The 26,409-nt window shown below is 43.1% G+C and carries 23 protein-coding genes; 17 read left to right on the top strand and 6 right to left on the bottom strand.

The genetic code is table 11. The features are described 5' to 3' along the window. Positions 1–58 precede the first annotated feature (58 nt). From ACQ93I_RS09355 to ACQ93I_RS09315, 9 genes are all read left to right on the top strand, one after another. Positions 59–3,064, top strand: a complete 3,006-nt coding sequence (locus ACQ93I_RS09355) for a SusC/RagA family TonB-linked outer membrane protein (RefSeq protein WP_431698268.1) — start codon at positions 59–61, stop codon at positions 3,062–3,064. A 12-nt stretch (positions 3,065–3,076) separates the two neighbouring features. Continuing rightward, positions 3,077–4,654 carry a RagB/SusD family nutrient uptake outer membrane protein gene (locus tag ACQ93I_RS09350; RefSeq protein ID WP_431698267.1) on the top strand — a complete coding sequence of 526 codons (1,578 nt, stop codon included), beginning with the start codon at positions 3,077–3,079 and terminating at the stop codon, positions 4,652–4,654. Positions 4,655–4,656: 2 nt separating this feature from the next. Further along, positions 4,657–6,369 (top strand): LamG-like jellyroll fold domain-containing protein, encoded by a 1,713-nt coding sequence (locus ACQ93I_RS09345; protein ID WP_431698266.1) that lies wholly within the window; start codon positions 4,657–4,659, stop codon positions 6,367–6,369. Positions 6,370–6,443: 74 nt separating this feature from the next. After that, a complete protein-coding gene (locus tag ACQ93I_RS09340; protein ID WP_431698265.1) occupies positions 6,444–7,787 on the top strand; it encodes a glucoamylase family protein in 1,344 nt (447 codons plus the stop codon). A 27-nt stretch (positions 7,788–7,814) separates the two neighbouring features. Further along, entirely contained in the window at positions 7,815–9,191 is a 1,377-nt protein-coding gene (locus tag ACQ93I_RS09335) for a glucoamylase family protein (RefSeq protein WP_431698264.1), read from the top strand. A 50-nt stretch (positions 9,192–9,241) separates the two neighbouring features. Beyond that, positions 9,242–10,045, top strand: a complete 804-nt coding sequence (locus ACQ93I_RS09330) for a prolyl oligopeptidase family serine peptidase (protein WP_431698263.1) — start codon at positions 9,242–9,244, stop codon at positions 10,043–10,045. A gap of 4 nt (positions 10,046–10,049) precedes the next feature. After that, positions 10,050–11,855, top strand: a complete 1,806-nt coding sequence (locus tag ACQ93I_RS09325; protein ID WP_431698262.1) for a family 43 glycosylhydrolase — start codon at positions 10,050–10,052, stop codon at positions 11,853–11,855. Between the two features lie 36 nt (positions 11,856–11,891). After that, on the top strand, positions 11,892–14,162 hold the full coding sequence (gene bglX, locus ACQ93I_RS09320; protein ID WP_431698261.1) for a beta-glucosidase BglX: 2,271 nt from the start codon (positions 11,892–11,894) through the stop codon (positions 14,160–14,162). A 91-nt stretch (positions 14,163–14,253) separates the two neighbouring features. Further along, the gene (locus ACQ93I_RS09315; RefSeq protein ID WP_431698260.1) at positions 14,254–14,421 is read left to right on the top strand and encodes a hypothetical protein; all 168 of its coding nucleotides are present in this window, start codon (positions 14,254–14,256) and stop codon (positions 14,419–14,421) included. Positions 14,422–14,515: 94 nt separating this feature from the next. Here ACQ93I_RS09315 and ACQ93I_RS09310 read toward each other — a convergent pair whose 3' ends face one another. Then, the gene (locus ACQ93I_RS09310) at positions 14,516–15,415 is read right to left on the bottom strand and encodes an alpha/beta hydrolase (RefSeq protein WP_431698259.1); all 900 of its coding nucleotides are present in this window, start codon (positions 15,413–15,415) and stop codon (positions 14,516–14,518) included. Between the two features lie 208 nt (positions 15,416–15,623). Between ACQ93I_RS09310 and ACQ93I_RS09305 the strand changes: the two genes are divergently transcribed. The 6 genes from ACQ93I_RS09305 to dnaG all read left to right on the top strand — a co-directional run bounded on the left by ACQ93I_RS09305 (position 15,624) and on the right by dnaG (position 20,849). Then, positions 15,624–16,193, top strand: a complete 570-nt coding sequence (locus tag ACQ93I_RS09305) for an RNA polymerase sigma factor (RefSeq protein WP_431698258.1) — start codon at positions 15,624–15,626, stop codon at positions 16,191–16,193. Further along, positions 16,174–16,887, top strand: coding sequence for a hypothetical protein (locus ACQ93I_RS09300; RefSeq protein ID WP_431698257.1), 714 nt, complete (start codon positions 16,174–16,176; stop codon positions 16,885–16,887). The genes ACQ93I_RS09305 and ACQ93I_RS09300 overlap by 20 nt, the downstream gene beginning before the upstream one ends. 62 nt (positions 16,888–16,949) lie before the next feature. Then, the gene (locus ACQ93I_RS09295) at positions 16,950–17,978 is read left to right on the top strand and encodes a hypothetical protein (protein WP_431698256.1); all 1,029 of its coding nucleotides are present in this window, start codon (positions 16,950–16,952) and stop codon (positions 17,976–17,978) included. A 114-nt stretch (positions 17,979–18,092) separates the two neighbouring features. Then, on the top strand, positions 18,093–18,287 hold the full coding sequence (locus ACQ93I_RS09290; protein WP_431698255.1) for a hypothetical protein: 195 nt from the start codon (positions 18,093–18,095) through the stop codon (positions 18,285–18,287). Positions 18,288–18,289: 2 nt separating this feature from the next. Further along, a complete protein-coding gene (locus ACQ93I_RS09285; RefSeq protein ID WP_431698254.1) occupies positions 18,290–18,559 on the top strand; it encodes a type II toxin-antitoxin system RelE family toxin in 270 nt (89 codons plus the stop codon). A 337-nt stretch (positions 18,560–18,896) separates the two neighbouring features. Beyond that, the gene (gene dnaG / locus ACQ93I_RS09280; RefSeq protein ID WP_431698253.1) at positions 18,897–20,849 is read left to right on the top strand and encodes a DNA primase; all 1,953 of its coding nucleotides are present in this window, start codon (positions 18,897–18,899) and stop codon (positions 20,847–20,849) included. On the opposite strand, the gene ACQ93I_RS09275 is transcribed toward dnaG, so the two are convergent. Then, entirely contained in the window at positions 20,842–21,480 is a 639-nt protein-coding gene (locus ACQ93I_RS09275; protein ID WP_431698252.1) for a response regulator transcription factor, read from the bottom strand. The genes dnaG and ACQ93I_RS09275 overlap by 8 nt on opposite strands. A gap of 139 nt (positions 21,481–21,619) precedes the next feature. Beyond that, positions 21,620–22,408, bottom strand: coding sequence for an NAD(+) synthase (gene nadE / locus ACQ93I_RS09270; RefSeq protein ID WP_431698251.1), 789 nt, complete (start codon positions 22,406–22,408; stop codon positions 21,620–21,622). A gap of 103 nt (positions 22,409–22,511) precedes the next feature. Between nadE and gldB the strand changes: the two genes are divergently transcribed. Together gldB and gldC are read left to right on the top strand one after the other, a co-directional pair. Then, a complete protein-coding gene (gene gldB, locus ACQ93I_RS09265; protein WP_431698250.1) occupies positions 22,512–23,471 on the top strand; it encodes a gliding motility lipoprotein GldB in 960 nt (319 codons plus the stop codon). Next, positions 23,471–23,806, top strand: coding sequence for a gliding motility protein GldC (gldC, locus tag ACQ93I_RS09260; RefSeq protein ID WP_266069255.1), 336 nt, complete (start codon positions 23,471–23,473; stop codon positions 23,804–23,806). Before gldB ends, gldC begins: the two co-directional genes overlap by 1 nt. A gap of 886 nt (positions 23,807–24,692) precedes the next feature. Here gldC and ACQ93I_RS09255 read toward each other — a convergent pair. From ACQ93I_RS09255 to ACQ93I_RS09245, 3 genes are all read right to left on the bottom strand, one after another. Further along, a complete protein-coding gene (locus tag ACQ93I_RS09255; RefSeq protein ID WP_431698249.1) occupies positions 24,693–24,830 on the bottom strand; it encodes a hypothetical protein in 138 nt (45 codons plus the stop codon). Between the two features lie 141 nt (positions 24,831–24,971). Then, complete coding sequence (yihA, locus tag ACQ93I_RS09250) at positions 24,972–25,574, bottom strand: ribosome biogenesis GTP-binding protein YihA/YsxC (protein ID WP_431698248.1); 603 nt, start codon at positions 25,572–25,574, stop codon at positions 24,972–24,974. Positions 25,575–25,583: 9 nt separating this feature from the next. Next, entirely contained in the window at positions 25,584–26,348 is a 765-nt protein-coding gene (locus tag ACQ93I_RS09245) for an alpha/beta fold hydrolase (protein ID WP_431698247.1), read from the bottom strand. Positions 26,349–26,409 lie beyond the last annotated feature (61 nt).

Genomic DNA, 26,409 nt, shown 5'->3' with positions numbered 1-26,409 from the left:
TTTCGGGTAGCGGGGTTCTAATGTACTTTCATGTCAAATTTTGTAAACGGTTTACCCTATGAAAATTAGATTATTACTCACATTTGTGGCGCTCCTGTTCTGCGGAATGGGCTTTGCTCAACAACCAAAAACTATTTCGGGAACCATTGTTGGGGCCGATGGTATGCCTTTACCGGGTGCGGAGGTGAAGGTGATTGGGAAGAATATTTTTGACATTACCGACTTCGACGGAAATTTTGCTCTCGAAGGAGTGGTTGAAGGTGATACCTTCAGAGTTACTTTCCTGGGATTTAAGCCTCAGGAGTTACCAGTAATTGGAGCTAATGACTACCAGATTACTTTAGAGGAAGACGCTGCTGCCCTTGACGAGGTAGTGGTAGTTGGTTATGGTACCCAGAGAAAAGCCGATCTTACCGGGTCTATTGTTACTATTGAGTCTGAAGAAATAGAAAAGACGCCAACTTCAAACGTCATGCAGTCATTACAGGGAAAAGTGGCAGGGGTGCAAATCACTTCTGTTGGATCTCCCGGTAATTCCCCTAATGTAAGGGTGAGAGGACTTGGAACTTATACAAGTGGTACCAATGTACTGTACGTTGTTGATGGTGCGCTCTATAACAACATAGACTTTCTAAGTACAAAAGATATTAAGTCGATCAATGTTTTAAAAGATGCATCCTCTTCCGCAATTTACGGGGTAAGAGCTGCTAACGGGGTTATTATTATAGAAACCAAATCGGGTAGAATAAATCAGAAACCTCAAATTGAATATGACGGCTATACCGGGGTGCAGAGAGCTCAGGATGTTGTAAAAATGGCTAATACCGAGCAATTCACAACTATGGCTTATGAGTCGGGATCTCAGGCCGATGCCCAGTTTATTCTCAATGCCATGCAACGTTATGGACGGAGTAGGATCAATCCTAACGTTCCCGATGTGAATACCGATTGGTATGACGAAATACTAAGGGATGGTTTCATTCAAAGCCACAGTATAGGAATTTCTGGAGGGGGTGATAATGTAACTTACTCGTTGGGAACTAACTATTTTGCCCAGGAGGGAATTCTGGACATGAAGAATGATTATGAGCGATTTAATATTCGTTCTAAAATGGATGTGGATATTACCGACAGGTTCAAGACGAGTGTTAACATGGTCTTTAGTAACGCCACCCAGTTCCAGCCCGATAATGCTGCCTGGTTCAATGCGTATTTTGCAGTGCCTATACTTCCGGTTCTTGATCCTCTTAATACTGCAGCTTCACCGGTGAGGTATTCCAATGCTCAGCTTTTGGGTTACAGGAATACTCAGAACCCGCTTCCTATTATGGATTTTAATGAAGATCGCGTAAAGATCAGGAAGTTGCTAGCTACTATGGATTTTCAGTATGAGATCATTGAAGATAAGCTGGACATAAAAACTACTTACAGTCATAACTTTTCTGCTTTAGAAGAGCGTTATGTGAATATGCCATATTCCCTTGGTAACAACTATGAAGTACAGTCTTCAATTAAGAGGGAAAACAATACTTTCTCCAATCAATACTGGGACAACGTGCTAACTTATAAAGACCAGATTGGAGACCACAGGTTTACTGCCATGGTGGGTACTTCCTTTAGAGATGAAGCTGTAAATGAGCTTGAAGTAACCGGAGAAAGAATCAGGGGTATAGGCCTGGAGTCGAGCTGGTACTTAGATTTTGCCGATCCCGAGTCTTTCAATAATAACGTGAAAGAAATAGGAAAAAGATATTACGGAATGTCCTATTTTGGAAGGGTTTCCTACAGTTTCATGGACAGGTATTTGTTCTACGGAACCTTCCGGGCCGATGGTTCTTCAAAATTTACACTTGATCCATGGGGTTATTTCCCTTCAGTTGGTCTAGGATGGGTACTTTCCGAAGAATCTTTTATGGAAGATGTAGGAGTTGTTGACTTTTTGAAATTCAGGGCTGCCTGGGGTAAACTGGGTAATGATAATGTTGCTGCCAGTGCAGGTTCTAATACTATTGATGTGGTGTCTGTGCCTTTTGGTGATGACCCGCGCACAGGGATAGTTTCTACAAGTGTATTTTCCAATAATACCTGGGAGGTCATAGAAGAACTTAACTTTGGAGTCGATCTTAAGGTTCTGGATAATAGGCTTTCTCTTACGGCAGACTACTACATCAGAGATACAGAGAATGCTATTTTACCTGTATATATTCCTATTGTAGATGCGAGTATTGACAGGAATTCTGGTGTGATTAGAAATCAGGGTCTTGAACTTAGCGCTAACTACTTCGGAAACATAGGAGAAGATTTTGAATTTTCTATAGGTGCAAACTTCACCACACTGAAGAATGAAGCTACCCAAATTGAAGACGATAGAGGGTACATAGATTCCGGCTCGGCAGAATTCCGTCAAAGAACTATTGAAGGTGGTCCTCTTTTTGGGTTCTATGGCTATGAAAGAGTGGGGGTTTATCAAAATCAGGCGCAAATCGATGCAGATCCTATTGCAGTAAGTAATAACCTTGTTCCCGGAGATCTTATATACAGAGATCAAAACAACGACGGCATGATTACCGATGAAGACAGGGTAGTATTAGGATCATTCCTGCCCGATTTCACTTACGGAGGAAATATTGCAATGAACTACAAAGCTTTAGATTTTTCCATGAGCTTTTATGGCCAGGCCGGGAATAAAATCCTTAACAGGAGAAGAGGGGAGATTATTTTCACCAATGATACAAACATGGATGCCGATCTTGCCATCAACAGGTGGCATGGTGAAGGTACAAGTAATATCTACCCTTCCTCTGCCGGAATGCGCAAAGCATGGAACCAGAAATTAAGTGATTTTTGGGTTGAAGACGGAGATTTCTTCAGGATCCAGACCATCCAGTTGGGCTATACTGTAGAGCAGGATAATTTGCCATGGACGCGGGTGTACGTTACTGCTGAAAGACCTTTCTCTTTCTTTGACTACAACGGATTTACTCCCGAAGTGCCCGATGGTGTGGATAGACAAACTTATCCCGTACCATCAATCTACACAGTAGGAATAAATGTTAAATTTTAATTGACAGACGAAATGAAAACCTCAAAAAATATCTTTATACGTCTTTCTGTGCTGGTTTTGGCGCTGGGATTAAGTTCCTGTTCTGATAAACTGGATACCCAGGAAGGCCAGCTTAATACAGGAGACATTGATTATACCGATGCAAGCCAAATGGTAGATCCTTTAATAGGGGCCTATTACGAAATAAGTAGCCTTGGCTGGGAAGAGCCTTTGCTATTGGGAGTGCGTGGTGATGATGTGAATTCCGGTGGGCTTGGAGACCAGCCACTTTACACCGAGACCGACCTTTACAACTACAACAAGGATTTTTGGATGTACAATCAGGTATGGAATTCCCATTACAACGATATCATCAACATGAATACTGCAATCTTGCAGATAGAAACTTTTATGGAATACGCCAATGAAGCAGATTTTGCCCGTGGCGAGCAGTACATTGCTGAAATAAAAGTGATAAGAGCATGGCTTCATTTCAATCTTGCCAGGACCTGGGAAGATGTTTTCATCATTACTTCAAATCAACCTGAAGCCGAATTAGAGCAGGGTGTTTCTACCAAAGAAGAGGTGATGCAGTTTATATCAAATGAAATGGATGAAGTGATACCGCTTCTTCCCGATTCAAGACCAAATCAACGTACAGACCTTCAGGGAGGAGTTACCCGTTACACTGCATACGCGATGAAAGCCCTGGCACAGCAAGAGCTTCAAAATTACCAGGGCGTGGCCGATGCTACAGGTGCTATTATAAATTCAGGTTTGTTCTCTCTTTACCCTAACTTTTACGAGCTGTTTAAAAAGCCGGGAGAATTAAGCAATGAGAGCATATTGGAATTTCAATATTCAGATTATGGATCTGAGTCGGGAGAGGCTTTTTACCATCTCTATGCGCCGTTTGGTCCACAAAACTGGGAACCTGCGAGAAATAACGCCGAGGCAGGATGGGGATTCTATGAGCCCAGCAACAAGTTTATTGCCTTTATGATTGACAGGAATGAAACGGTACGTCTGGAAACAAGCGTGTTATTTACTCCCGAAGGGATTGCAGAACTTCAGGCAGAAGGTTATACCATCCCGTCATTTGTTAGTAATGTGACTCCTTCCGATGATGTGATCAACAACTTCGTAAGAGCAAATTTTTCCAGTGGGAAACATTATTTACCCTCTGTACAACTTACCGATGGGCGTAATGAATACGGTGCCGGTAAAAACTTTATCGTGATAAGATATGCCGAAATCCTGCTCATGTATGCCGAAGCTGTGACAAGAGGTGCCAGTGCTACCGCAATACCGGCAGATGAGGCAGTAAACATTGTAAGAGAGCGTGCAGACATGCCGCCACTTTCAGGGGTTACTACAGAACAGGTTCTAGATGAAAAATTTGCCGAACTCGCCATGGAATGGGGCACCAGGTATTACGATATGATTCGTCTTGACAAATACAATGAACTAAGCTATGATGGCAGAACATTCACTGCCGGCGATGAGTACCTGCCTTACCCACAGGCACAGGTTGATGCCTTACCTTTAGAAGCTACTAACGTAGATACTAATACGGCACTTAATAAAGTATTATCAACTTTAAACAAGTAAAAATGAAAAATTTAAATATCAGAATTTTCGGCTTTCTTGCCTTCTTGTTTATCCTGGCAGGTTGTGAGCGTGAAGGAATTGATCCTATCACAAGGGTAGAGCCCGGGCAGGATGAAGGAGCTCCCCAGGTCAATATAAAATATCCCCAGCAGGGAACGGTTATCAAAGAAGCTTCAGAGCTTTCTAATATTACTATAGATCTTGCTGTCGAAGATGACATCGAGATTCAGGAGATCGTGGTTCTTGTTGATGGGGAAGTGGTAGAAACCTTTACCGAGTTCACCGATTACCGTATAGCGCTTAAAAAGGTAACTTTTGAAGGTCTTTCCATGGGTGAGCATACCGTTACCGTCAGGGCTACAGATATGGAAGGTAAAGAGACTGTGCAAACCACAACTTTCAGCAAAGAACCTCCATATATTGCTATGTATGAGAACGAGATTTTCTACATGGCTTTTGATAAAAGTTTCATGGAGCTTATAGAACTGGAAGACGCAACCCAGGTTGGAAACCCAGGATTTTCAGATGAGGCCAAAGAGGGAACAGGCTCTTACAAGGGTGCTGCAGATTCTTATCTAACTATACCTCTTGCAGAGCTTGAAGATGAATTCACTCTTGCTTTCTGGTACAAGATCGATCCAAGCGCAGATAGAGCCGGAATTCTAACAGCGACCGATGACAGTGATAAAAATCAGGGCTTCAGGTTATTTAGAGAATCTGCTGGCGCCGATGCTCAGGTTATTAAGTTAAATGTAGGTGCCGGTGAGAGTGAGATCTGGAATGACGGTGGTACTATTTCTACAGTAGAACCCGAATGGACGCACATTACTGTTACGGTTTCTCCAACAGGAACAGCAATTTATTTTAATGGCGTTCTGGTAAGAGCAACTACGATTAATAATGTTGCTATAGATTGGACAGGTGTTGAAAATCTTGTGATAGGCTCCGGACTCAACTTCAGTGATTGGGGTCATAATTCAGATCCAAGCCTTATCGATGAGTTAAGGATCTTTGATGCGGCATTAACTGCGGAAGAAGTGAGCTTAATGGTGAACCCTCCTTCCGAAGATATTTCCCTTTACCTGCCTTTCGACGGAAATTATAACGAACAGGTTTCCGGCCGAAGCATTAATGTGGTAGGATCTCCTCAGTTTACACAAGATGCTAAAGAAGGAAGTGAAGCTTTAAAAGGAGCCGATGGAGCTTATTTAACCTTCCCTTCTCAAAACCTGTTAAGCGAAGAATTTAGTGCTACTTTTTGGTATAAAGTTAACCCAAGTCCAGACCGTGCCGGTATTATTTCTATTAGTGCTGTAAATCCTGAAGGGGCCAATAAAAATAACCTCACCAAAGGCTTCCAGTTATTTAGGGAAGCATCTGGCGACAGTCAGCGAATAAAAGCAAGTGTTGGAACCGGAAACGGGAATAGCTGGAATGACGGCGGATTGATAGATCCGGCGGCCGGGGAATGGGTGCATATAGGTTTTGTAATTACCGAAAACAAAAGCAGGATCTACATCAATGGAAACCTGGCAACCGAAGCTCCTGTTACCGGAGGGGTTGACTGGACAGGTGCCGATCTTGTTTCCGTAATGTCTGGTGCTCCGCGTTTTGTGGAATGGAATCACCTTTCCGATCAAAGTGCGATAGACGACTTGCGTTTTTACCGGGTTGCGCTAACAGAAGAGGAAATTGAAGCCGATATGAATAATTGATCATAAGCTCTGACACTCCTCAAAAATGCCATTTTTGAGGAGTGTTTTTCAAAATTTTCACAAACTCCTACTTAATGAAAAGTCTTCTAAAATACTTTTCCCTGCTGAATATTGTCGTGCTTTTCCTTGCATGTTCAGATGATTCGGGACCGGGATATCAGGAACCCTACATTCCTGATCCTGGTAACGGCGAAGAACCGGTGCCACAATTGACCGATGAAGAATTGCTCAACCTGGTGCAGGAACGCACTTTCAATTATTTCTGGGATTTTGCTGAACCCAATAGCGGCATGGCCCGCGAAAGGTCTCAGGATGATGCCTACGGCGGCGATGCCCCGCATATAGTCACAACCGGGGGCACAGGTTTTGGCCTGGCTTCATTTCCCACAGCGGTAGAACGCGGCTGGATAAGTGAAGCTGAAGCTTTGAATAGGCTAGACAGGATCCTGTCCTTTTTGGAAGAAGTCCCTACTTATCATGGAGCATTTTCTCACTGGTATATGGGAAATACTGCTGAAACAAGACCCTTTAGCAACTTAGATAACGGCGGCGATCTTGTAGAAACGGCATTTTTGATTCAGGGCCTGTTGATCAACCGTGAATATTTTGACGATGCCGAAATTGATGAGCGAATCACTACTTTATGGGAGAATGTAGAATGGGATTGGTACACCAACGGGCAGAATGTGCTTTACTGGCACTGGTCGCCTTCTAGTAAATTTGAGATTGGCCTCCCCATTAAAGGCTGGAACGAATCTCTAATTGTTTACGTGCTGGCAGCGTCGTCACCTACGCATCCAATTTCCAAGGACGTTTATACCAACGGCTGGGCTTCAAATGGTGAAATCGTTACCAACAGGAACCATTACGGCATGAACCTGCCGTTGGGACCTTCTTACGGCGGACCGTTATTTTTCAGTCACTATTCCTTTATAGGATTAGACCCTCGTAACCTTGAAGATCAATACGCCAATTACTGGCAGCAAAATACCACTCATACGCTTATCAATTATGAATACGCTGTCCGCAACCCGAAGAACTTTGAAGGTTATGGCGAAAATTCCTGGGGCTTAACGGCTTCCGATAGTCATGAGGGTTATGCAGCGCACAGCCCTACCAACGATTTAGGAGTCATTACGCCAACCGCGGCTTTATCTGCTTTTCCCTATACTCCGGAAAAATCTATGGCAGCCCTGAGGCATTTTTATGAAGATTTGAATGATGAACTCTGGGGGGAATATGGCTTTTATGATGCCTTTTCTGAAGAACACAACTGGTTTTCTAACGGGTACCTGGCCATAGATCAGGGGCCTATAGTAGCCATGATCGAGAATTACCGCACCGGGCTTCCGTGGAGGCTTTTTATGGCGAATGAAGAAATTCAGGCGGGCTTGGATAAACTCGGATTTACCTACTAGATCACATTAAATTACAAAAACAATTAAATGCTGAAACAATATTCTTTACTGGCTATTTTACTACTACTTTTAAGTGTTGGCTGCAAAGAAGGCCAAACAAAGGAGCAGGAGCTTCCAGCTGATAAATCTCAGCAAAAAAGTCTGTCAAAAGAGGCACTTTTGGATACCGTGCAAAAGCAAACCCTTAAATATTTCTGGGATTATGCCGAACCCAACAGCGGCATGGCCCGAGAGCGCTTTCATCCCGATGGCAATTACCCGCGCAATGACTCGCATGTGGTGACTACCGGCGGCTCAGGCTTTGGGCTCATGGCCATAGTGGCAGGAATGGAAAGGAATTTCATACCGCGGGATTCTGCCGTTGCCCGACTGAACAAGATTGCCGATTTTCTTGATAAAACTCCGAGGTTCCATGGCGCATGGCCTCATTGGATCAACGGTGAAACTGGCGACACCCAGGCCTTCGGAAAAAAAGATAATGGCGGAGATATAGTGGAAACTTCCTTTCTCGCACAAGGGTTTATCGTTGTGAGAGAGTATCTCAAGAACGGGACAGAAGCAGAACAGGCGGTCGCCCAAAAGTACGACGCTCTCTGGAAAGGCATTGAATGGAACTGGTACACCAACAATCAGGATGGGATCTTCTGGCACTGGTCTCCTGTGTATGAATGGGAAATGGATTTTATGATAGAAGGTTATAACGAATGTTTGATCACTTATATCATGGCGGCGGCGTCACCAGATCACGCTATAGCGCCTGCAGCTTATCACGAAGGCTGGGCCAGGGGTGGTGACATTGTTACTGATGAAGAAGCTTACGGCCTACCGCTTATTCTGAAGCACAACACTTCAGGAAGTAGAGGCGGACCACTTTTCTGGGCGCATTATTCTTACCTCGGATTAAATCCGAAGGGCTTAAGCGACAGGTACGCCAACTACTGGGATGTAAATGTAAATCATAGCCTCATCAATTATGAATATGCCCTGGATAATCCGAAAGATTTTGAAACATACAGTGAAAATTCCTGGGGCCTTACCGCCAGCTACACGAGAAATGAAGACGACGGTATAGGATATTCTGCACACTCTCCCGATGATGACCGTGGCGTGGTTTCGCCCACTGCGGCTATTAGTTCACTCCCTTACAACCCAGAGAAATCTTTAAATGCCATGAGGTATTTTTATGAAGATCAACATGAGTTGTTGTGGGGGCCGGCAGGCTTTTATGATGCCTACAGCCTTCAAGGAGAAGACTGGGTGGCACCTTATTACCTTGCAATAGACCAGGGGCCGCAGGTGGTCATGATCGAGAATTACCGGTCTGGATTGATTTGGGATCTTTTTATGCAAGCTCCCGAAATACAGGAAGGTTTGAAAAAACTGGATTTTACCATTCAAAAATGACATTTTTAGGATAGGTTTTTTAAGACCTGTCAGTTTTAAATATTACAACTATGAAAAATAACATTTCCCTTAATTTTCTTCTGCTTGCAGGCTTTTTTATACTTATTTCAGCTTCAGGAATGGCCCAGGAGCAGTCAGAGTTTCAGAAAAAGCAATTTATTCAGCAAAACGACACTTTAAACTATCGCATTCTCTTTCCGAAGAATTTTTCCGAAGAAAAAGAGTATCCTGTAGTGCTATTTTTGCACGGCGCGGGTGAAAGGGGAAGCGATAATGAAGCGCAACTCGTGCACGGGAGCGATTTATTCCTGAAAGAGGCAAACAGGGAAGACTTTCCGGCTATCGTTATTTTTCCGCAGGCCCCAAAAGATGATTATTGGGCAAAAGTGGAGGTTGACCGAAATAAAACACCTTTTGAATTTAGCTTTAAGAATGAGGAGGAGCCTACCAAAGCCCTACATTTGGTGATGGCTCTTCTGAATTCTGTTACTTCGGAAGATTATATTGATAAAGACAGGATTTATGTGGGCGGACTTTCAATGGGAGGGATGGGAACCTACGAGATCCTTTCCAGAATGCCTGAAACCTTTGCTGCTGCTTTTGCTATTTGTGGCGGCGCCGATCCTGCCATAGCTAAAAAATACCCTGAAGGTTTTAATATCTGGATCTTTCACGGCGAAGAAGACAACGTAGTTCCTGCCGAATTTTCCAAAACCATGGCTCGCGAGATCAACACTGCCGGCGGTAACGCAAAACTCTCTCTTTATCCACATGATAATCACAACAGCTGGGATTCGGCTTTTTCTGAACCTTACCTGCTGCCGTGGTTATTCTCTCATCAAAAAAATGATTAGATAAATGAAAGGCTTACCCCACATTATCACAGCAGTAGTCGTATTCTTCAGCTTTTTTGCGCGCTCGCAGGAAGTAGTGCCTAAGACCTATATCAATCCGCTGGATATTGATTACTCCTATATGGTTTACAATTCCAGTAAAAATATTTCCTACCGTTCGGGGGCAGATCCTGCGGTGATCGAGTACCGTGGTGAATATTACATGTTTGTCACCCGCTCCTTTGGTTACTGGCATTCAAAAGACCTGGTTAACTGGGAATTCATTAAACCAAAACAGTGGTTTTTTGAAGGCTCCAATGCACCCACCGCTTTCAATTACAAAGATTCGCTGGTGTATTTCGCCGGAGATCCTGCGGGCTACGGAAGTATTCTTTACACTGACGATCCAAAAAGTGGTAACTGGACGCCCACAGCTTCCATTACCAGCAACATCCAGGATTCCGAATTATTTATAGATGATGACGGCAAGGCCTATTTATACTGGGGTTCTTCAAACGTACATCCGCTTAAGGTAAAGATGTTGGATAGAGACGATCGTTTTCTTGAAATCGGTGTTGAAAAAGAATTGATCAACCTGGTGGAAGAAGAGCACGGCTGGGAGCGATTTGGTGAAAATAATTTCCATCCAACTTTAAAAGAAGGCTATATGGAAGGTGCCTCCATGACAAAACACAACGGCAAATATTACCTGCAGTATGCTGCGCCGGGCACCCAATTCAATGTGTATGCCGATGCAGCTTACGTTGGTGAAACCCCACTGGGCCCCTTCAAGTACATGAAGAACAACCCCTACAGTTTTAAGCCCGGTGGGTTCGCCAATGGTGCCGGTCACGGCATTACGGTGAAAGAAACTAATGGGCAGTACTGGCATTTTGCAACTATGGCCCTGGCTTCCAATTCACACTGGGAGCGGCGGCTGGCTATGTTTCCTACCTATTTTGATAAAGAAGGTTTGATGTATACCAACACCAGTTATGGCGATTATCCATTACATGCGCCCAGTCACCCTACCAAAGCAGGGCTGCATACCGGCTGGATGTTGCTGTCTTATAAAGGAAAAGCGACAGTTTCCTCTTCACAAATGCAAATTCGGAAGAGCACCTCTACGGATGGCGATTTTGATATCACAGAAATGCCGCTCGAAAAGAACAGCGACGGAGAGATCATCTCTAAAGTGCTTACAGATGAAAGTCCGAAATCTTTCTGGGTTGCTGAAGCCAATGATGAGGAACAATGGGTGGAGATAGAAATGCTGGCTCCCGGAAATATTTACGCTTTCCAGCTGAATTTTCATGATGAAGAATCGGGCATTTACACCCGCACCGAAGGTTTAAGACATAGGTTTACCCTTGAAGTTTCAGAAAATGGTAAAGACTGGATAACTGTGGTAGACAGGAGTGGCAGCTATGAAGATGCACCTAATGCATACATACCGCTTAATCAACCGGTAAAGGCAAAATACGTGCGCTATAACAACATAGAAGTTCCGGGAAAGAACTTGGCTCTTTCTGAGATCAGGGTATTTGGAAAAGGATTAGGCAAAAAACCTGCGAAAGTAAAAGGTTTCAGTGTAGTGCGCCAGGAAGACCGAAGAGACGCTGCCTTTGAATGGGAGCCGGTGAAAGGAGCCCAGGGTTACAATATCCGCTGGGGAATAGCACCCGATAAATTATACCAGTCGTGGTTGATCTACGGTGAAAACGAACATTTTATGCGGAATCTTGATAAGAATACCACGTATTACTTCAGTATTGAAGCATTTAATGAGAACGGAATTTCAGAAAAAACTGAGATCCGGGAAGTAAAGTAAGAATAGACAATTCAATAAATTTTAAAGAATATAAGAATGAGAAAAATTAATCTTTCAGTCGCATTTTTGTTTTTTATGGGGCTTTCATATCTCCAGGCACAGGAAAGAATTCCGCAAGTGGAGGCGCTCCTTGAGAAAATGACTTTAGAAGAAAAAATAGGACAGCTCAACCTGCTCACTCCCGGTGGTGGAGTAGCTACAGGATCTGTAGTGAGTGAAGATGTTGAAGCCAAGATTAAGGCCGGTCATGTAGGTGGTGTCTTTGGAGTGTCGAGTCCAGAGAGGGTGCGCCAGGCCCAGGAAATTGCGGTTAAAAACTCGCGCCTGGGAATTCCGCTTCTTATCGGATCCGATGTTATTCATGGTTATAAAACAACTTTTCCTACTCCGCTGGGGCTTTCTTCGAGTTGGGATATGAACCTGGTAAAAGAAACAGCTAAAGTGGCTGCAAAAGAAGCTACAGCTGATGGGATCAACTGGAACTTTTCTCCTATGGTAGATATTTCCCGCGATCCAAGATGGGGCCGTGTAGCCGAAGGCGCTGGCGAAGATGCATATTTAGGTTCTCAAATTGCGATAGCGATGGTAGAAGGTTACCAGCAGGATGATCTTGCCGAACCTCAAACCATGATGGCAACGGTCAAGCACCTTGCGCTGTATGGTGCTCCCGAAGGTGGTCGCGATTATAACCGCGTAGACATGAGCCGCACCAAGATGTTCAATGAATACCTGCCGCCTTACAAGGCCGCTGTGGATGCCGGCGTGGGAAGCGTGATGACTTCTTTTAACGATATTGACGGAGTGCCGGCAAGCGGGAACAAATGGTTGCTTACCGACCTGCTTCGCGAAAGATGGGGTTTTGACGGATTTGTAGTTTCAGATTATACTTCTGTAAATGAGATGATCGCCCACGGAATGGGAGACCTTCAGGATGTATCGGCAATGGCTTTAAAAGCAGGTTTGGATATGGACATGGTAGGCGAAGGATTCTTAACCACCCTGAAAAAATCTGTAGATGAAGGAAGGGTTTCCGAAGAAGAGATCACTACTGCCGCCCGCAGGATCCTTGAAGCCAAGCATAAATTAGGTTTACTTGATGATCCTTATAGATATTCAGATGCAAGCAGGCCCGAAAAAGATATCCTGACAGCAGAGAACAGGCAGCTGGCACGTCTTGCAGCAACCCAGTCTTTTGTGCTGCTTAAAGATCATAACAATGTACTGCCGGTGTCAAAAAAGGCAAAAATCGCACTCATTGGTCCGTTGGCTGATGATCAATCGAATATGCTGGGAACCTGGGCGCCTACAGGCGATTTTAAACTTTCAATTCCTGTACTTGAAGGTTTTAAAAATGTAGCACCAAAGGCGAAAATCACTTATGCTAAAGGTGCGAACATCACCAATGATACAGCCTATGCTAAAAAAGTAAATGTATTTGGACCAAAAGTGGAAATTTCTGATCGCTCTCCCGAAAAATTACTTCAGGAGGCGTTGAAAGTAGCCAAAGCAGCCGATGTAATTGTGGCTGTGGTAGGAGAAGCCAGTGAAATGAGTGGGGAAGCGGCCAGCCGTACCAACATTCAGATTCCGGAGAGCCAAAAAAGGCTTATTAGAGAACTTGTTGCCACCGGGAAACCTGTAGCCCTTGTGCTCATGAGCGGTCGCCCTCTTGATATTTCCGAAGAAATGGAGATGCCCCTAAGCATCCTGCAGGTTTGGCACCCAGGTGTGGAAGCCGGAAATGCCATTGCCGATGTTGTTTTTGGAGATGAAAACCCTTCAGGAAAACTGACTATGAGCTGGCCGAGAAACGTAGGGCAAATCCCGGTGTATTACGGGGAAAGAATAACCGGAAGACCCGCTGCTACCGAAGAATTTCAGAAGTTTAAATCGAATTACCTCGATGTGGTCAATTCCCCGCTGTTGCCGTTTGGACATGGTTTAAGCTATACCAATTTCCAGTATTCTGAAATAAAAGCTAACAGCGAAACCCTACGTCCAGACGGGAGCATAATTATTAGCACCACGGTTACCAATACCGGGAAGAAGGCTGGTAAAGAAGTTGTGCAGCTCTATATTCACGATAAGGTGAGAAGCCTTACCCCTCCAAAAAAACAACTTATAGGTTTTGAGAAAATTGACCTTAAACCTGGAGAATCAAAAACCGTTGAGTTTCCTGTTACTGTAGAAGACCTTAAGTTTTATAACGGGTCTTTGGAATATGTATATGAGCCGGGAGAATTTGAATTCTTTGTGGGTGGCACATCAGACTGTGAGATGCAGGGGAGTTTTACGCTGGTTGAATAAAGACCGGGGTGACACAATACCTGGAAAAGGACTGTGCTAAACTGATGTAAAGCAGGATCTATAAAAGCCGGAGTACAGGTATGAAGAATTTTTGATCACGACCTCCTGTAACATCGGGAACAAAAAGAAGGAAAAGGAAGAGGAGCCAAAAAGGCCAAATATTGTGTCCATTATGACCGATGACCATACGGCACAGGCTATTAGTGCCTATGGTCATCCTTTTGAGCCAGTTGGCGCCCACGCCGTTACGCCGAATTAAGGCTTTGCACCTGCCGCTGGGCATTTGCCGTGCCCAAAAATGTGAAAAAGCAAAATAGACAGGTAAAGATTTTCATTTTAGGGCTTTTTAAATGTTAGCGCCCGACTTCTATTTGTAGCTGTTCGTTGTTGAGAAACACCCGCTGAAAGAAATCAAAAACGTTGCTAAGCTCGTTAAAAGGCACACCCGAATGTTCATGTTTACCGCCTTCAAAGCTGTACAACAGGTAGGAGGTGTCAAGCTCTTTCAGTTTTTGAACGATGGTTTTAGAGCCGTCCAGCATCAGGTAACCAGGCGCACCTGGTTCGCAGAGATGATGCGGGGCGGTGGCGTAGGGCACGAGGTTGTCTTCAGTTCCGTGGAAAAATACTCCCGGGACGGCATTTTTGGAGGTAAGGTAGCGGGCATCAACAACGGCGCCGGCCAGGGAGAAAACTCCGTCAATATCTATATCCTGATATTTATTTAGTTCGCTGAACATGAGCTGGGGATTGTAAACAGCATTTAACACAGCTTCGGCGCCAGCACTGCTACCGCCCACAATGATCTGTTCAGGGTTGATGCGGTACTGCTCCTTGTTATGAAGCATGAACTGCACGGCATCCATAAAATCTTCAGCGGCCTTTTGAAAGGTTTCTATTTTTCCGGAAGCTTCATAATCGCAGCCAAAGGATTTTCCTTTTCGGGTGAGTCTGTAGGAAATCTGGACCGCCACATAACCTTTTCGTGCCGCAGCCTGTGCAAACTTCACCAAATCTTCATGATTTCGGCTGCCACCAGAGAATCCCCCGCCATGCATAAACACGATCAAAGGCCTTGAACGGGCGGTGTCATTTTTTGGGGTATAAATATCCAGTTTTAAAGCTTCACCATCTTTTGTGGCGTAAGTTTCGGTAATGGCGGGTTCAACTTCAAAAAGATCTTCTGAATAACGTTCCTGTGCGGGGCAGAGGCAGTAAAAAAAGAGGAAGGAAAGGCTTAAAAAGTAGCGCATGGTGTAGGGGTGTTAAGGCCCCTAAGATAAGTTTTTCCCCAGTTTTTAAAATCCGATTCCCCCTAAATCCCGGCTGGATTTCCCCTTTTTTGGGTGTTATAAATGATATGATAGAATGTTATTCTAAAAAAAAATCCACACCCTCAGGCAACCTTTTGTAACTTTCTCTCGTCTATGTTAATAGAAGGCCTTTTGAAAAGCTAAGCAGGTGAAAGTAATTCAACTCTTTAAGAACGATTCTCTTTTGATAAAACGTGCAGCTGCGGGCAACCGGCAGGCGCAACGAAAGATCTATGAGAAACATTCGGGGAAGATGCTAAGCATTTGCAGGCAATACGTCAAAGATATGCACCATGCCGAGGAGGTGATGCTCAACGGATTTTTCAAGGTGTTTAACCACCTGAAAGATTTTAGGGATGAAGGCAGCTTTGAAGGCTGGATGCGGCAAATCATGGTACGGGAATCCATCTCTTTTCTTCGTACCGATAAACGCAGCATGTTTGCTGAAGATGAGGTGCCCGAAAATGCCGATTTTTCGTACTCCTTTACTTCGGAATTCAATGCAGCGCACATCCAGGAGGTGATTGATAGTTTGCCTGAAGGTTATAAAATGGTGTTTTTGATGTATGCCGTTGAAGGTTATAAACATCAGGAAATAGCAAAAATGTTGAACATTTCTGAAGGCACTTCAAAATCACAGCTTTTTAAAGCGCGAAAAATGTTGCAGGAAAAACTGGAACACGAAAACAAGACAGCATATGGAACCGGAAAAGTTTGAAAATAAGATAAAAAAGGTTCTTAGGGAACGGGAGATTCAGCCATCGGCCGCCGGCTGGGAAAAGCTGGAGCAGCGCCTGGAGCAAGGAAGGAAAAAACCGACTTACCTGCTGTGGATAACCGCAGTTGCAGCCGTTGCAGCTTTGTTTTTTGTACTGGGCACTTTCTTTGATTCGCCTTTTACTTCGGAAGAGCCGCAGGTAGTTGAGGAAAATCCTGCACCGCCTGTACTGCAGGAAAAGACCTCAGAACCCGAAGTGATTCATATAGCTGCTTCTGAAGAAAACGAAAAAGTAGAAGAGGAAGAAAAGCCTTCCGCAGAAAGACCTGTCAAAAATGCCATTTTTGAGGCCCCTGTAGCCAGGGTTTCTGAAGCTGAAAACTTAGTAGCTTCCGGGAGTTTTTCCGAAGCAACCGAAGAAAAAAAGCCGCTAAAAGAAATCCAGTCTGCCGAAGTTTATGGTGAAATTGCCGTAAATGAAAACCGTGCTGCAGTGAGTGATAATGAAGTAGAAGCCCTGTTATTGCTTGCAACGGCCGAATTAAAATCTGACACCACCTTTACCGTAAATTCTAAAGATTTGCTTTACCAGGTAGAATACGAGCTGGAGCAGTCTTTTCGGCAAAAGGTCTTTGAGATGGTGAAAGAAGGCATTTCACGAGCTAAAACGGCAGTGGCCAATCGCGATTTTTAATCTCAAATAATTCATCAATCAATCATTAATGGGCTTTTAAAAAGCCTATAAAAACCAGAACCATGAAAAAAAATATCTTTTTAATGTTCCTCATCTTTTGTTCGGTAGTTGTGAATCCTGCTGTTGCGCAGGAAAAAACAAATCCTGAAAAGATCGAACAACTGGAAAAGCAAAAGGAGCAGATCATCAATGAAGAGAAAGAAGCTCTTAAAAAAGAAGTCGAAGCTATTAACCGTCGCGCCGAAGCAAGGGAGATTGACTGGGAAGAAGCTGAAAAACTTAAAAGTGAGGCTGCCCGCAAACACGCAATGAACATACAGAACCGGGTGGCTATTATTGATAACCAAATTGCGCTGCTCACAAGAGAAGAGACAACCGATGAGTGGACATGGGAAGATGCAGATGATGAAGAAGATGCGCATGATGACAACTGGTTTGACAAGAGCCGGTACAGCCGCACCTCTACCCACCTCATTATGGCGGTTGGGTTTAATAATGCTTTGAGCGATGGGCAGTCGGTCAATGATTCAGATTTTGAAGTAGGAGGTAGCCGTTTCTTTGAAATTGGGATGGCATGGAGAACGAGGGTGTTCGAAAAATCGAATTTTATGAGGCTCAGGTACGGATTTTCATTTCAGTTTAACGGCTTGAAACCTACAGATAATCGATATTTTGTTGAAGACGAGGGTGAGACTAGGCTTGAAGAATTTCCGCTTGAGTTAGACAAATCGAAGTTTAGGATGGATAACCTTGTTTTTCCGGTACACTTTGAATTTGGTCCGTCGAAGAAGGTGGAGTCTTCAAGAAGTGTTTGGTTCTCTACCCGAAATCAATTCAAAATCGGACTTGGTGGGTATGCCGGAATAAACCTGGGAGAACGCCAAAAACTGAAGTATGAAGAAGATGGAGAGAAGGTAAAGGAGAAGCTTAAAGGAGATTACAACACGAATGATTTTATCTACGGACTCAGTGGTTACATGGGCTTTGGGGGAACAGCACTGTATGTAAAATACGATCTCAACCCAATATTTAAAGACCAGGCTACAGATCTACATAATGTTTCTGTGGGACTTAGATTTGATGTGAATTAAGAAGTTTAATTTCATTACAAATAAAAGGACTGCTGTAAATATCACATCCATGCCTGGGATAAAAAAGAACCTGTTTTTTTATTATCTTTAAAACAAAGAACAATATCACGATAAATGGATACTCTAATAATTAATACAAAGAAATCTGAAAATGCCGAGTTGATTCTTGAATTGGTAAAAAGATTGGGAGAAGAAGGAAAGATTCTTTCTAAGGAAGAGCAGGAAGATTTTCTATTAGGGCAAATCATGAATGCTGAAATCACCGGCAGAGATGTGAGTAAGACTTCGATATTGAAGAAGCTCAGGTAATAATGGAGCTAGAGTTTGACCGCAGTTTTGAAAAGGCACTTGAAAAAATTAGGGACAAGAAGCTTTTTGAAACTATTGAATTCTTAATTCAGCAATTTGAAGAAGCAACGGCTTTGAAGGACCTTAAAAATATCAGGAAAATTGTCGGCTATTCTAATTATTACAGAGTTAAAATTGGGGATTATAGGATGGGAATACAATTTCTTAAACCAAACACTATACGTTTTGTAACTGTGCTGCACCGTAAGGATATCTATAAAAAATTCCCATAATGAATCGCCACAAAAAAAACGTCATAACTGAAGACAAAATTTCTGCAATAGAACAATATAAGAAAGGGGTGTTCTTCACTAATGAAGAAGTGGATCGCGAAACTTAAGAATGGCTAAAGGAGTAGCTTAGTTCACTCGTGCCAGAAGAAATTTTTAATACGCCCATCCTCACAATCTGGTACAGTCTGCAAAATCCTTTTAAATTGAAGGTGTAAGTATTATTAGAAGAGAATTTACTGTAAAGCTCACAAGAGAACCAGGCAAACATTTTCAATAGCCAAATAACTTTCTGGTTTTTATATATACCTTACATTTGCCAAAATTTCCGCAGTAAAATTTGATCTCAAAAAACACCATAGATAAAGTTTTTGAAGCTTCCCGAGTAGAGGAGGTGCTAGGTGATTTTGTGACACTTAAGAAATCGGGTAGTAACTATAAGGGATTGAGCCCTTTTAGTGAGGAACGCACCCCCAGTTTTATGGTTTCCCCGGTTAAGCAGATATGGAAAGATTTCTCCAGTGGCAAAGGAGGCAATGTCGTGGCTTTCCTGATGGAACATGAACATTTTACTTATCCTGAAGCCATAAAGTATCTCGCCAGGAAGTATAATATTGAGGTGGAGGAGACTGAGCAGAGCCAGGAACAAAAGGAGCAGGCCGATGAACGGGAAAGCATGTACCTGGTATCTGAATTTGCTGCAAAGTATTTTCAGAATAACTTGCTTAAAACCGAACTCGGCAAGGCAATTGGCCTAAGCTACTTCAGGGAACGCGGTTTCACCGATGAAACCATTGCAAAATTTGGATTGGGTTTCTGTCTTGATGACTGGAACGCTTTTACCAATGAAGCCCTTGGCAAAGGTTACAAGCTGGAATACCTGGAGAAAACCGGGCTCACTATAGTTAAAGAAGATAAGCAATTCGACAGATTTAAAGGTCGGGTGATGTTTCCAATACAGTCAATGTCGGGCAGGGTGCTGGGCTTTGGAGGGAGGATTCTTACAAATGATAAGAAAGCTGCGAAATATCTCAATAGTCCCGAGAGTGAGATCTACCATAAAAGCAAGGTGCTTTACGGGATTTACCACGCTAAACAATCGATTGCAAAAGAGGATAATTGCTATTTGGTTGAAGGGTATACAGATGTGATACAGTTTAATCAGGCGGGTATTGAGAACGTGGTTTCCTCTTCGGGAACGGCTTTGACGCCAGAGCAGATTAGGCTTATTAACAGGCTCACCAAGAATATCACCGTACTTTTTGACAGCGATGCTGCGGGGCAGCGTGCTTCCATTCGGGGGATAGATCTTATTCTGGAGCAGGGCATGAACGTGAAGGTGTGTGCTTTTCCGGAAGGGGAAGACCCCGATAGTTTTGCAAAGAAGAATTCCGAAGAAGATACAAGGTTGTACCTGGAGCAAAATTCCAAGGATTTCATCAATTATAAGGCTTCCCTGTTAATGGAGGAGGCGAAGAATGACCCGGTAAAGAAAGCCTCGCTTATACGGGATATGGTGAGCAGTATCTCAAAGATCCCCGATAATATTCAGCAGGAAGTTTATGTGCAGGAGACTTCGCGCATCATGGATATTTCTGAAGATGTTTTGTTTACCACTTTAGCTCAACTGGCCGGAAAACCAGCTGCTAAAACAGCTCCAAAAAAGACAAAGCAGTTTGAAGTGGTGAGGGATGAACCGGGGCCACAGGTGAAAGTAGATGAGCTGTATGTGCTGGAGCGAACCATTATTAGTCTTTTGCTGCATTACGGCATGATGGAAGAAGATTTTGAAGACCTGGTGGTGAAGGTAGATGACAAGGGCGAAATCTCACTGGAGCCCGAAATGATGACGGCAAAGGTTTATGAAAAGATCTTCCTTGATCTACAGGAAGATGAGGTGGCTTTTGCCAACGAACATTTCCAGAAGATCTATCAACTGGTGATCAAGAAATACAACGAGGAGCAGGAATTCTCTATAGATACTTTTATAAATGAACTCACTCCCGAAAATGCTTCGGAAGTTACCAGTATTTTAATGGATGAAGAGCAGTATGTGCTTCACGACTGGGAAAGGATGGAGATTTTTGTGAAGGGTAAAAAAGCGGAAATTGGTCGTCTTGTGAATGAAACTATTCTTGCTTTAAGGAGATTTTTGGTCAACAAGAAGATAAACGAACTTAACAGAACAATAAAAGAAGTTCCTCCCGAAGAGTCTACGGGTGTCTTACAGGATATCATGGATTATATCACCCTCAAAAAGGTACTTTCGGGCAAGTTAAACCGGGTTATGTAGGTCTTATCTGCAACAGGCGCGCCTGGTTAATAAGATCTGCCAGGTTATCTACCCTTAATTTTTTGAGCAGCCTGGTCTTATAGGTGCTCACCGTTTTTTCATTAATATCCAGGGCTTCGGCTATATCTTTATTTCTTTTTCCGGTAGAAAGCAGGTTGAGTACTTCGATCTCACGGGTTGAGAGTTTTTTATAGCGGGAAACAATGTTGTTGGAGCGGGTGGTGCCGGAGTTGATCTTTTCACTAATCTCCTTGTTGAGGTAAATACCTCCACGTGCCACCTGGTGCACTGCTTCACTAAGCACATCTGTAGATGCCGTTTTTGAGAGGTAAGCAGAGGCACCTGCCTTGATGGAGTTCAAAGCATACATTTCTTCGGGATGGCAGCTAAGGATAAGGATCTTGGTCCCCGGGTTTTCAGATTTTATTGTCCGCAGAGCGGTAATTCCGTTAATCTCGGGCAGGTCAATTTCCAGGATAAGCACATCGGGAGTTTTGCTTTTTAAGGCCTTAAAAAGATCCCTACCATTGGTAACTTTTCCCACTACTTCATATACACCTTCCTTCTCTAGCAGAGAAGATATCCCCATTCGTGTTATGGGATGGTGGTCTGCAATTAGAATTTTAATCATTGTTCGAATTTTAGCACAAGAAATTCCATGGGCTATCCCATCGCAATCTGCTGATTATTAGTTTTAATCGTAAAGTCAGGGGGAGAATGAAATTTACTGCCTTATTTACTCGAAAAATAATTTTTTCGATAAACTGCAATTATTTCAGGTCAAGAGGGATAGTGCATACCGGGATTGGTTCCATTTTGTGTTTATTGGCACTATGCCTGGACTTATAGATGCGAAAAACTTCCTGCTGGCGTCCCTTGAAATCGGCTTCAGTCTTACCTTTTTCAGCTTCTTTCATGGCCCATTCGAGTTCGTCGTAGCTGGCACCTATCTGGTCTTCATCGCTTCTGCTGTCTCCAAAAAGTCCGTCGGTGGGTGCCGCGATCACGATGCTGTCTATAACATCCAGTTCTCTGGCAATTTCGTAGACTTCGCTTTTCATAAGATCGGCAATGGGAGATAGATCTACACCGCCGTCACCGTATTTGGTAAAGAATCCCACGCCAAAATCTTCAACCTTATTGCCCGTTCCTGCTACCAGGTAGTTGTGCAATCCTGCGAAATAATAAAGGGTGGTCATGCGTAGTCTTGCCCGCACGTTGGCCATAGCAAGATGTAACTTGGGGCCTTCTTCTGCCTGGGGTACAGATTGTGAAAATACATCAAAGGTTTGGGTAAGGTCAACCTGTACATCGGTTACATTGGCGAATTGCTTTTTCAAATTGGCAATATGTTCCTGGGCTCTGGTCACCTGGTCTTGCGACTGGTGAATAGGAAGCTCTACGCACAGGGTTCTCAATCCCGTTTTCGCGCAAAGTGCAGAAACCACTGCCGAATCTACACCACCACTTATACCAACAACAAAACCGTTCATCTTTGCCTGGGAAGCATATTCTTTTAACCAGTTTACAATGTGGTCAATTACCTGTTTAGTTTTCATAATTGTTGGTCAGTTTCTTTTGGAGATATATCTTTGTTAACAAATATAGTTCTTCAGTTAATCATCTGGAAATAGCTTGCGTTAAACCATTCTTAATTTGCCTATGTTCAAAAAAATCCTTTTTTACTGCCTGTTTGCCAGCCTTTTATCTTGCGCCGAAGACGACAGTAAGGAGAAAGAGATCGCGGCTATTCCTATTGATCTTGAGCTGAAAAGATTTGATCAGCGCTTTGCAAATGCAACGGCTGATAGTCTCCCGGCACTCAAAAAGGAGTTTTCATTTCTTTTTCCGCGCCAGTATCCCGACATTCTTTGGGTGCAAAAAATGGAAGACACCATACAACTGGAGCTCAATGAAGCCGTGGCTACACAATTCCCCGATCTCAGGGAGACAGAAGATGAACTGGAGGAGCTTTTTCAGCATATAAAGTATTATTTCCCACAGCGCAAAATTCCGAAGGTAATTACCCTCACTTCTGATGTTGACTATCGCAACCAGGTGGTGTGGGCAGATTCCCTGCTGCTGGTAGCGCTTGATACTTACCTGGGGATGGATCACCCGCTGTACACAGGGGTGCAGGATTACATAAAAAAGGAGATGCAGAAAGATCAAATTGCTGTTGATGCGGCCGGGGCTTTTGCTCAAACCGTAGTGCCGGGGCCGTCTTCACGCAGTTTTCTTGCGCACATGGTTTACTACGGAAAAATGCTCTACCTGAAAGATATTTTACTGCCGTTTAAAACCGATGCTGAAAAAATGACGTACCTGCCCGAAGAATTTTCATGGGCCGAAGCGAATGAAGACCAGATATGGAGGTATTTTGTAGAGCGGGAATTGCTGTATTCGTCAGATTCCGATTTGCAGACCCGATTCTTATACCCTGCACCTTTCTCTAAGTTCTTCCTGGAGCTCGATGCTGAGGCACCGCCCAGACTAGGACAATTTCTAGGCTGGCAAATTGTGCAACAATTCATGGAAAAAAATGACGTTTCTGTTAAGGAGATGATAGAAACAGATGCCGAAACAATATTCAAAAAATCAAAATACAAACCCCGAAAGTAATGGCTATAGCAAAAAAATCAAACATCAATATTAAAGTATCCCTAGACGAAAACCGCGTACCCGAAGAACTCCACTGGAGTGCCGAAGACGGGGGAGTGGAAAACAAAGAGGCCAAGGCTATGCTGCTTTCTATGTGGGATGCCGAACAAAAGGAGACTCTAAAAATCGACTTGTGGACCAAAGATATGCCGCTTGACGATATGAAGATGTTCTTTCACCAAACCATGGTCACTATGAGCGACACCTTCTACAGGGCTACACAAGATGAAAAGATGCGCGATACCATGAAGGATTTCTGTGATTTCTTCGCTGAAAAAATGGAGATTAAGAAGTAGTTTTTAGTGGTCAGTGCTCAGTATTCAGTGATCAGTGCTTCAGAGCAGTAGGCAGTTGTATGCAGAATTTTTTGGAAAGAGATTATTCGTGAATTCTTGGCAGAAAAGTTATCCTTCAAAAAGGGCATTTTCAGAAAACATGATTAACAGGTTTGGGTGAGGTATCCGAGTAAGCAGGTTCTTCAGAAGAGATCATTCGTGAATTCGTGGCAAAAAAGTCACCCTTCAGAAATGACATTTTCAGAACCTTTTTCGGGGAGAATGGACAAATAAGTTTGGTTGAGCATTTCAGAAGGCACAAGGATTAGAAAAGAAATTATCTGTGTATCTGTGACTGAAATTCTTTCCAAAAGTGACACTTTCAGAACCTTTTTCAAAAAAAACACTAAGACGTTTGGGTGAGATCAGAGTAAGCAGGTTTTTAGAAGAAATTATTCGTGCATTCGTGGCCGAAAAATCATCCTTCAAAAATGATATTTTCAGACCCTTTTCAGAATACCTGATTAACAGGTTTCGTCGGGTAGTACATTATTCGGAAAATGGTTCTTACAGTTTTGTCTTAGCATTTCAGAAGGAATGAGTTTTTAGAAAAGAAATTATCTGTGCATCTGTGGCTGAAATTCTTTCCAAAGTGACACTTTCAGAACCTTTTTCAGAAAAACCACTAAGACGTTTGGTTGAGATCAGAGTAAACAGGTTGTTCAGAAGAAATTATTCGTAGCAGAAAAATCACCCTCCAATAATGACATTTTCAGAACATTATTCAGAAAATGGTTTTTACAGTTTGGTCTTAACATTTCAGAAGGAGCGAGAATTAGAAAAGAAATTATCTGTGCATCTGTGGCTGAGATTCTTCTAAAAAATGACATTTTAAAAATGACATTTTTTAGAAACTGTTTTTAATGACATTTTCCGAACCTTCTTCAGGAAAAACAAGACTAATACTCTTGGTCGAGTATATAGAGTGAACAGCTTCTTCAGAAGAGATCATTCGTGAATTCGTGGCAGAAAATTTATCCTTCAAAAAAGACGTTTTTAGACCTTTTTCAGAAAAAAATGGTCTAACAACTTAGTTGAACATTTCAGTAGGAACGAATATTAGAAAAGAAATCATCTGTGCATCTGTGGCAAAAAAGTCACCTTTTTAAAAAGGCATTTTGAGTACTTATTTCTGAAGATTGTCGTTGATGTTCTGGATGTATCCCAAAACTTCTTCACTTCCCAGGCCATTTGCCGAAGAGGTCACGAAGTACTGCGGCATTTCTTCCCACACCTGCAGCATTTCTTCCTGGTAATTTTGAATGTTGCGCTTCAGGGCATTGGGTTTTAATTTATCGGCTTTGGTAAAGATGATGCAAAAGGGAATTTGGTGCTCGCCCAGCCAGGTCATAAATTCCATGTCTATAGCCTGTGGTTTATGGCGACTGTCTATGAGCACAAAAGCGCAAAGCATTTGTTCGCGTTTCTCAAAGTACTGGGTGATAAACTTTTGAAAGGTCTTTTTAGCCGATTTTGATACGCGGGCATATCCATAACCGGGTAAATCTACCAGAAACCAGCTCTGGTTGATCAGGAAATGGTTGATAAGCTGCGTTTTTCCAGGTCTGCCTGAAGTCTTTGCGAGATCTTTTCTATTGGTTAAAGCATTGATGAGGGAAGATTTCCCAACATTACTGCGGCCAATAAAAGCATATTCGGGCAGCTTACTTTCCGGACATTTGGAAACATCGGAATTGCTGATCACAAATTCGGCCGATTTGATCTTCATAAGGTAGTTTTAGTATTTTCGGGTAGTGAACCACCTAAAGAGGATCTCGTTGAAAGCATCGGGATGTTCCATCATGGCTGCATGGCCACATTTTTCTATCCAGTAAAGGTCTGAATCGGGTAGCAGGCGATGAAAATCTTCGGCGACTTCGGGAGGAGTAACATTGTCATTGCGGCCCCAAATAATGCAGGTGGGAGTTTGCATTTTTGGAAGGTCTTTAGACATATTATGGCGAATGGCACTCTTGGCAATAGCCAAAGTTTTGATCAATTTATTACGGTCGTTTACCGTTTCAAAAACGTCATCAACAATTTCTTTTGTTGCTACTTTTGGATCGTAAAAAACATTTTCGGCTTTTTTCCTGATGTACTCGTAATCTCCCCTTTTTGGGTAGCTTTCGCCCATTGCGCTCTCGTAGAGGCCAGAACTTCCGGTAATTACCAGTGCTTTTATAGATTCAGGATAAAGTTTGGTACAAAGTAATGCGATATGCCCGCCAAGGGAATTTCCTAAAAGAACGACTTTCGAATAATTCTTGTGATCGATAAATTCCTTCAGGTACTTGGCAAAGGTTGCAACACTCGTCTTTAAGAGGGATAATTCGTACAGGGGTAACTTCAGTAGAATAACTTTATATCCCTGTTTCGGGAAAAAATCAAGGACACCTTCAAAGTTGCTCAATCCTCCCATTAAACCGTGGAGAATTATTATTGGTGTTCCTTCACCTTCCTCCACATAACTAAATTTTCCTTCTTCCCTTAGATTATTTTCCATTGATGCCTTTGCTGTTAGCTTCGCAAATATAATGATTTCCCTACAAGTATATCGATTTTGC

The sequence above is a fragment of the Salinimicrobium sp. WS361 genome (assembly GCF_050750585.1).
Taxonomy (GTDB): domain Bacteria; phylum Bacteroidota; class Bacteroidia; order Flavobacteriales; family Flavobacteriaceae; genus Salinimicrobium.
Note: the sequence above shows the minus strand (reverse complement) of the source record. Positions and strands in the feature narration are given on the sequence as shown.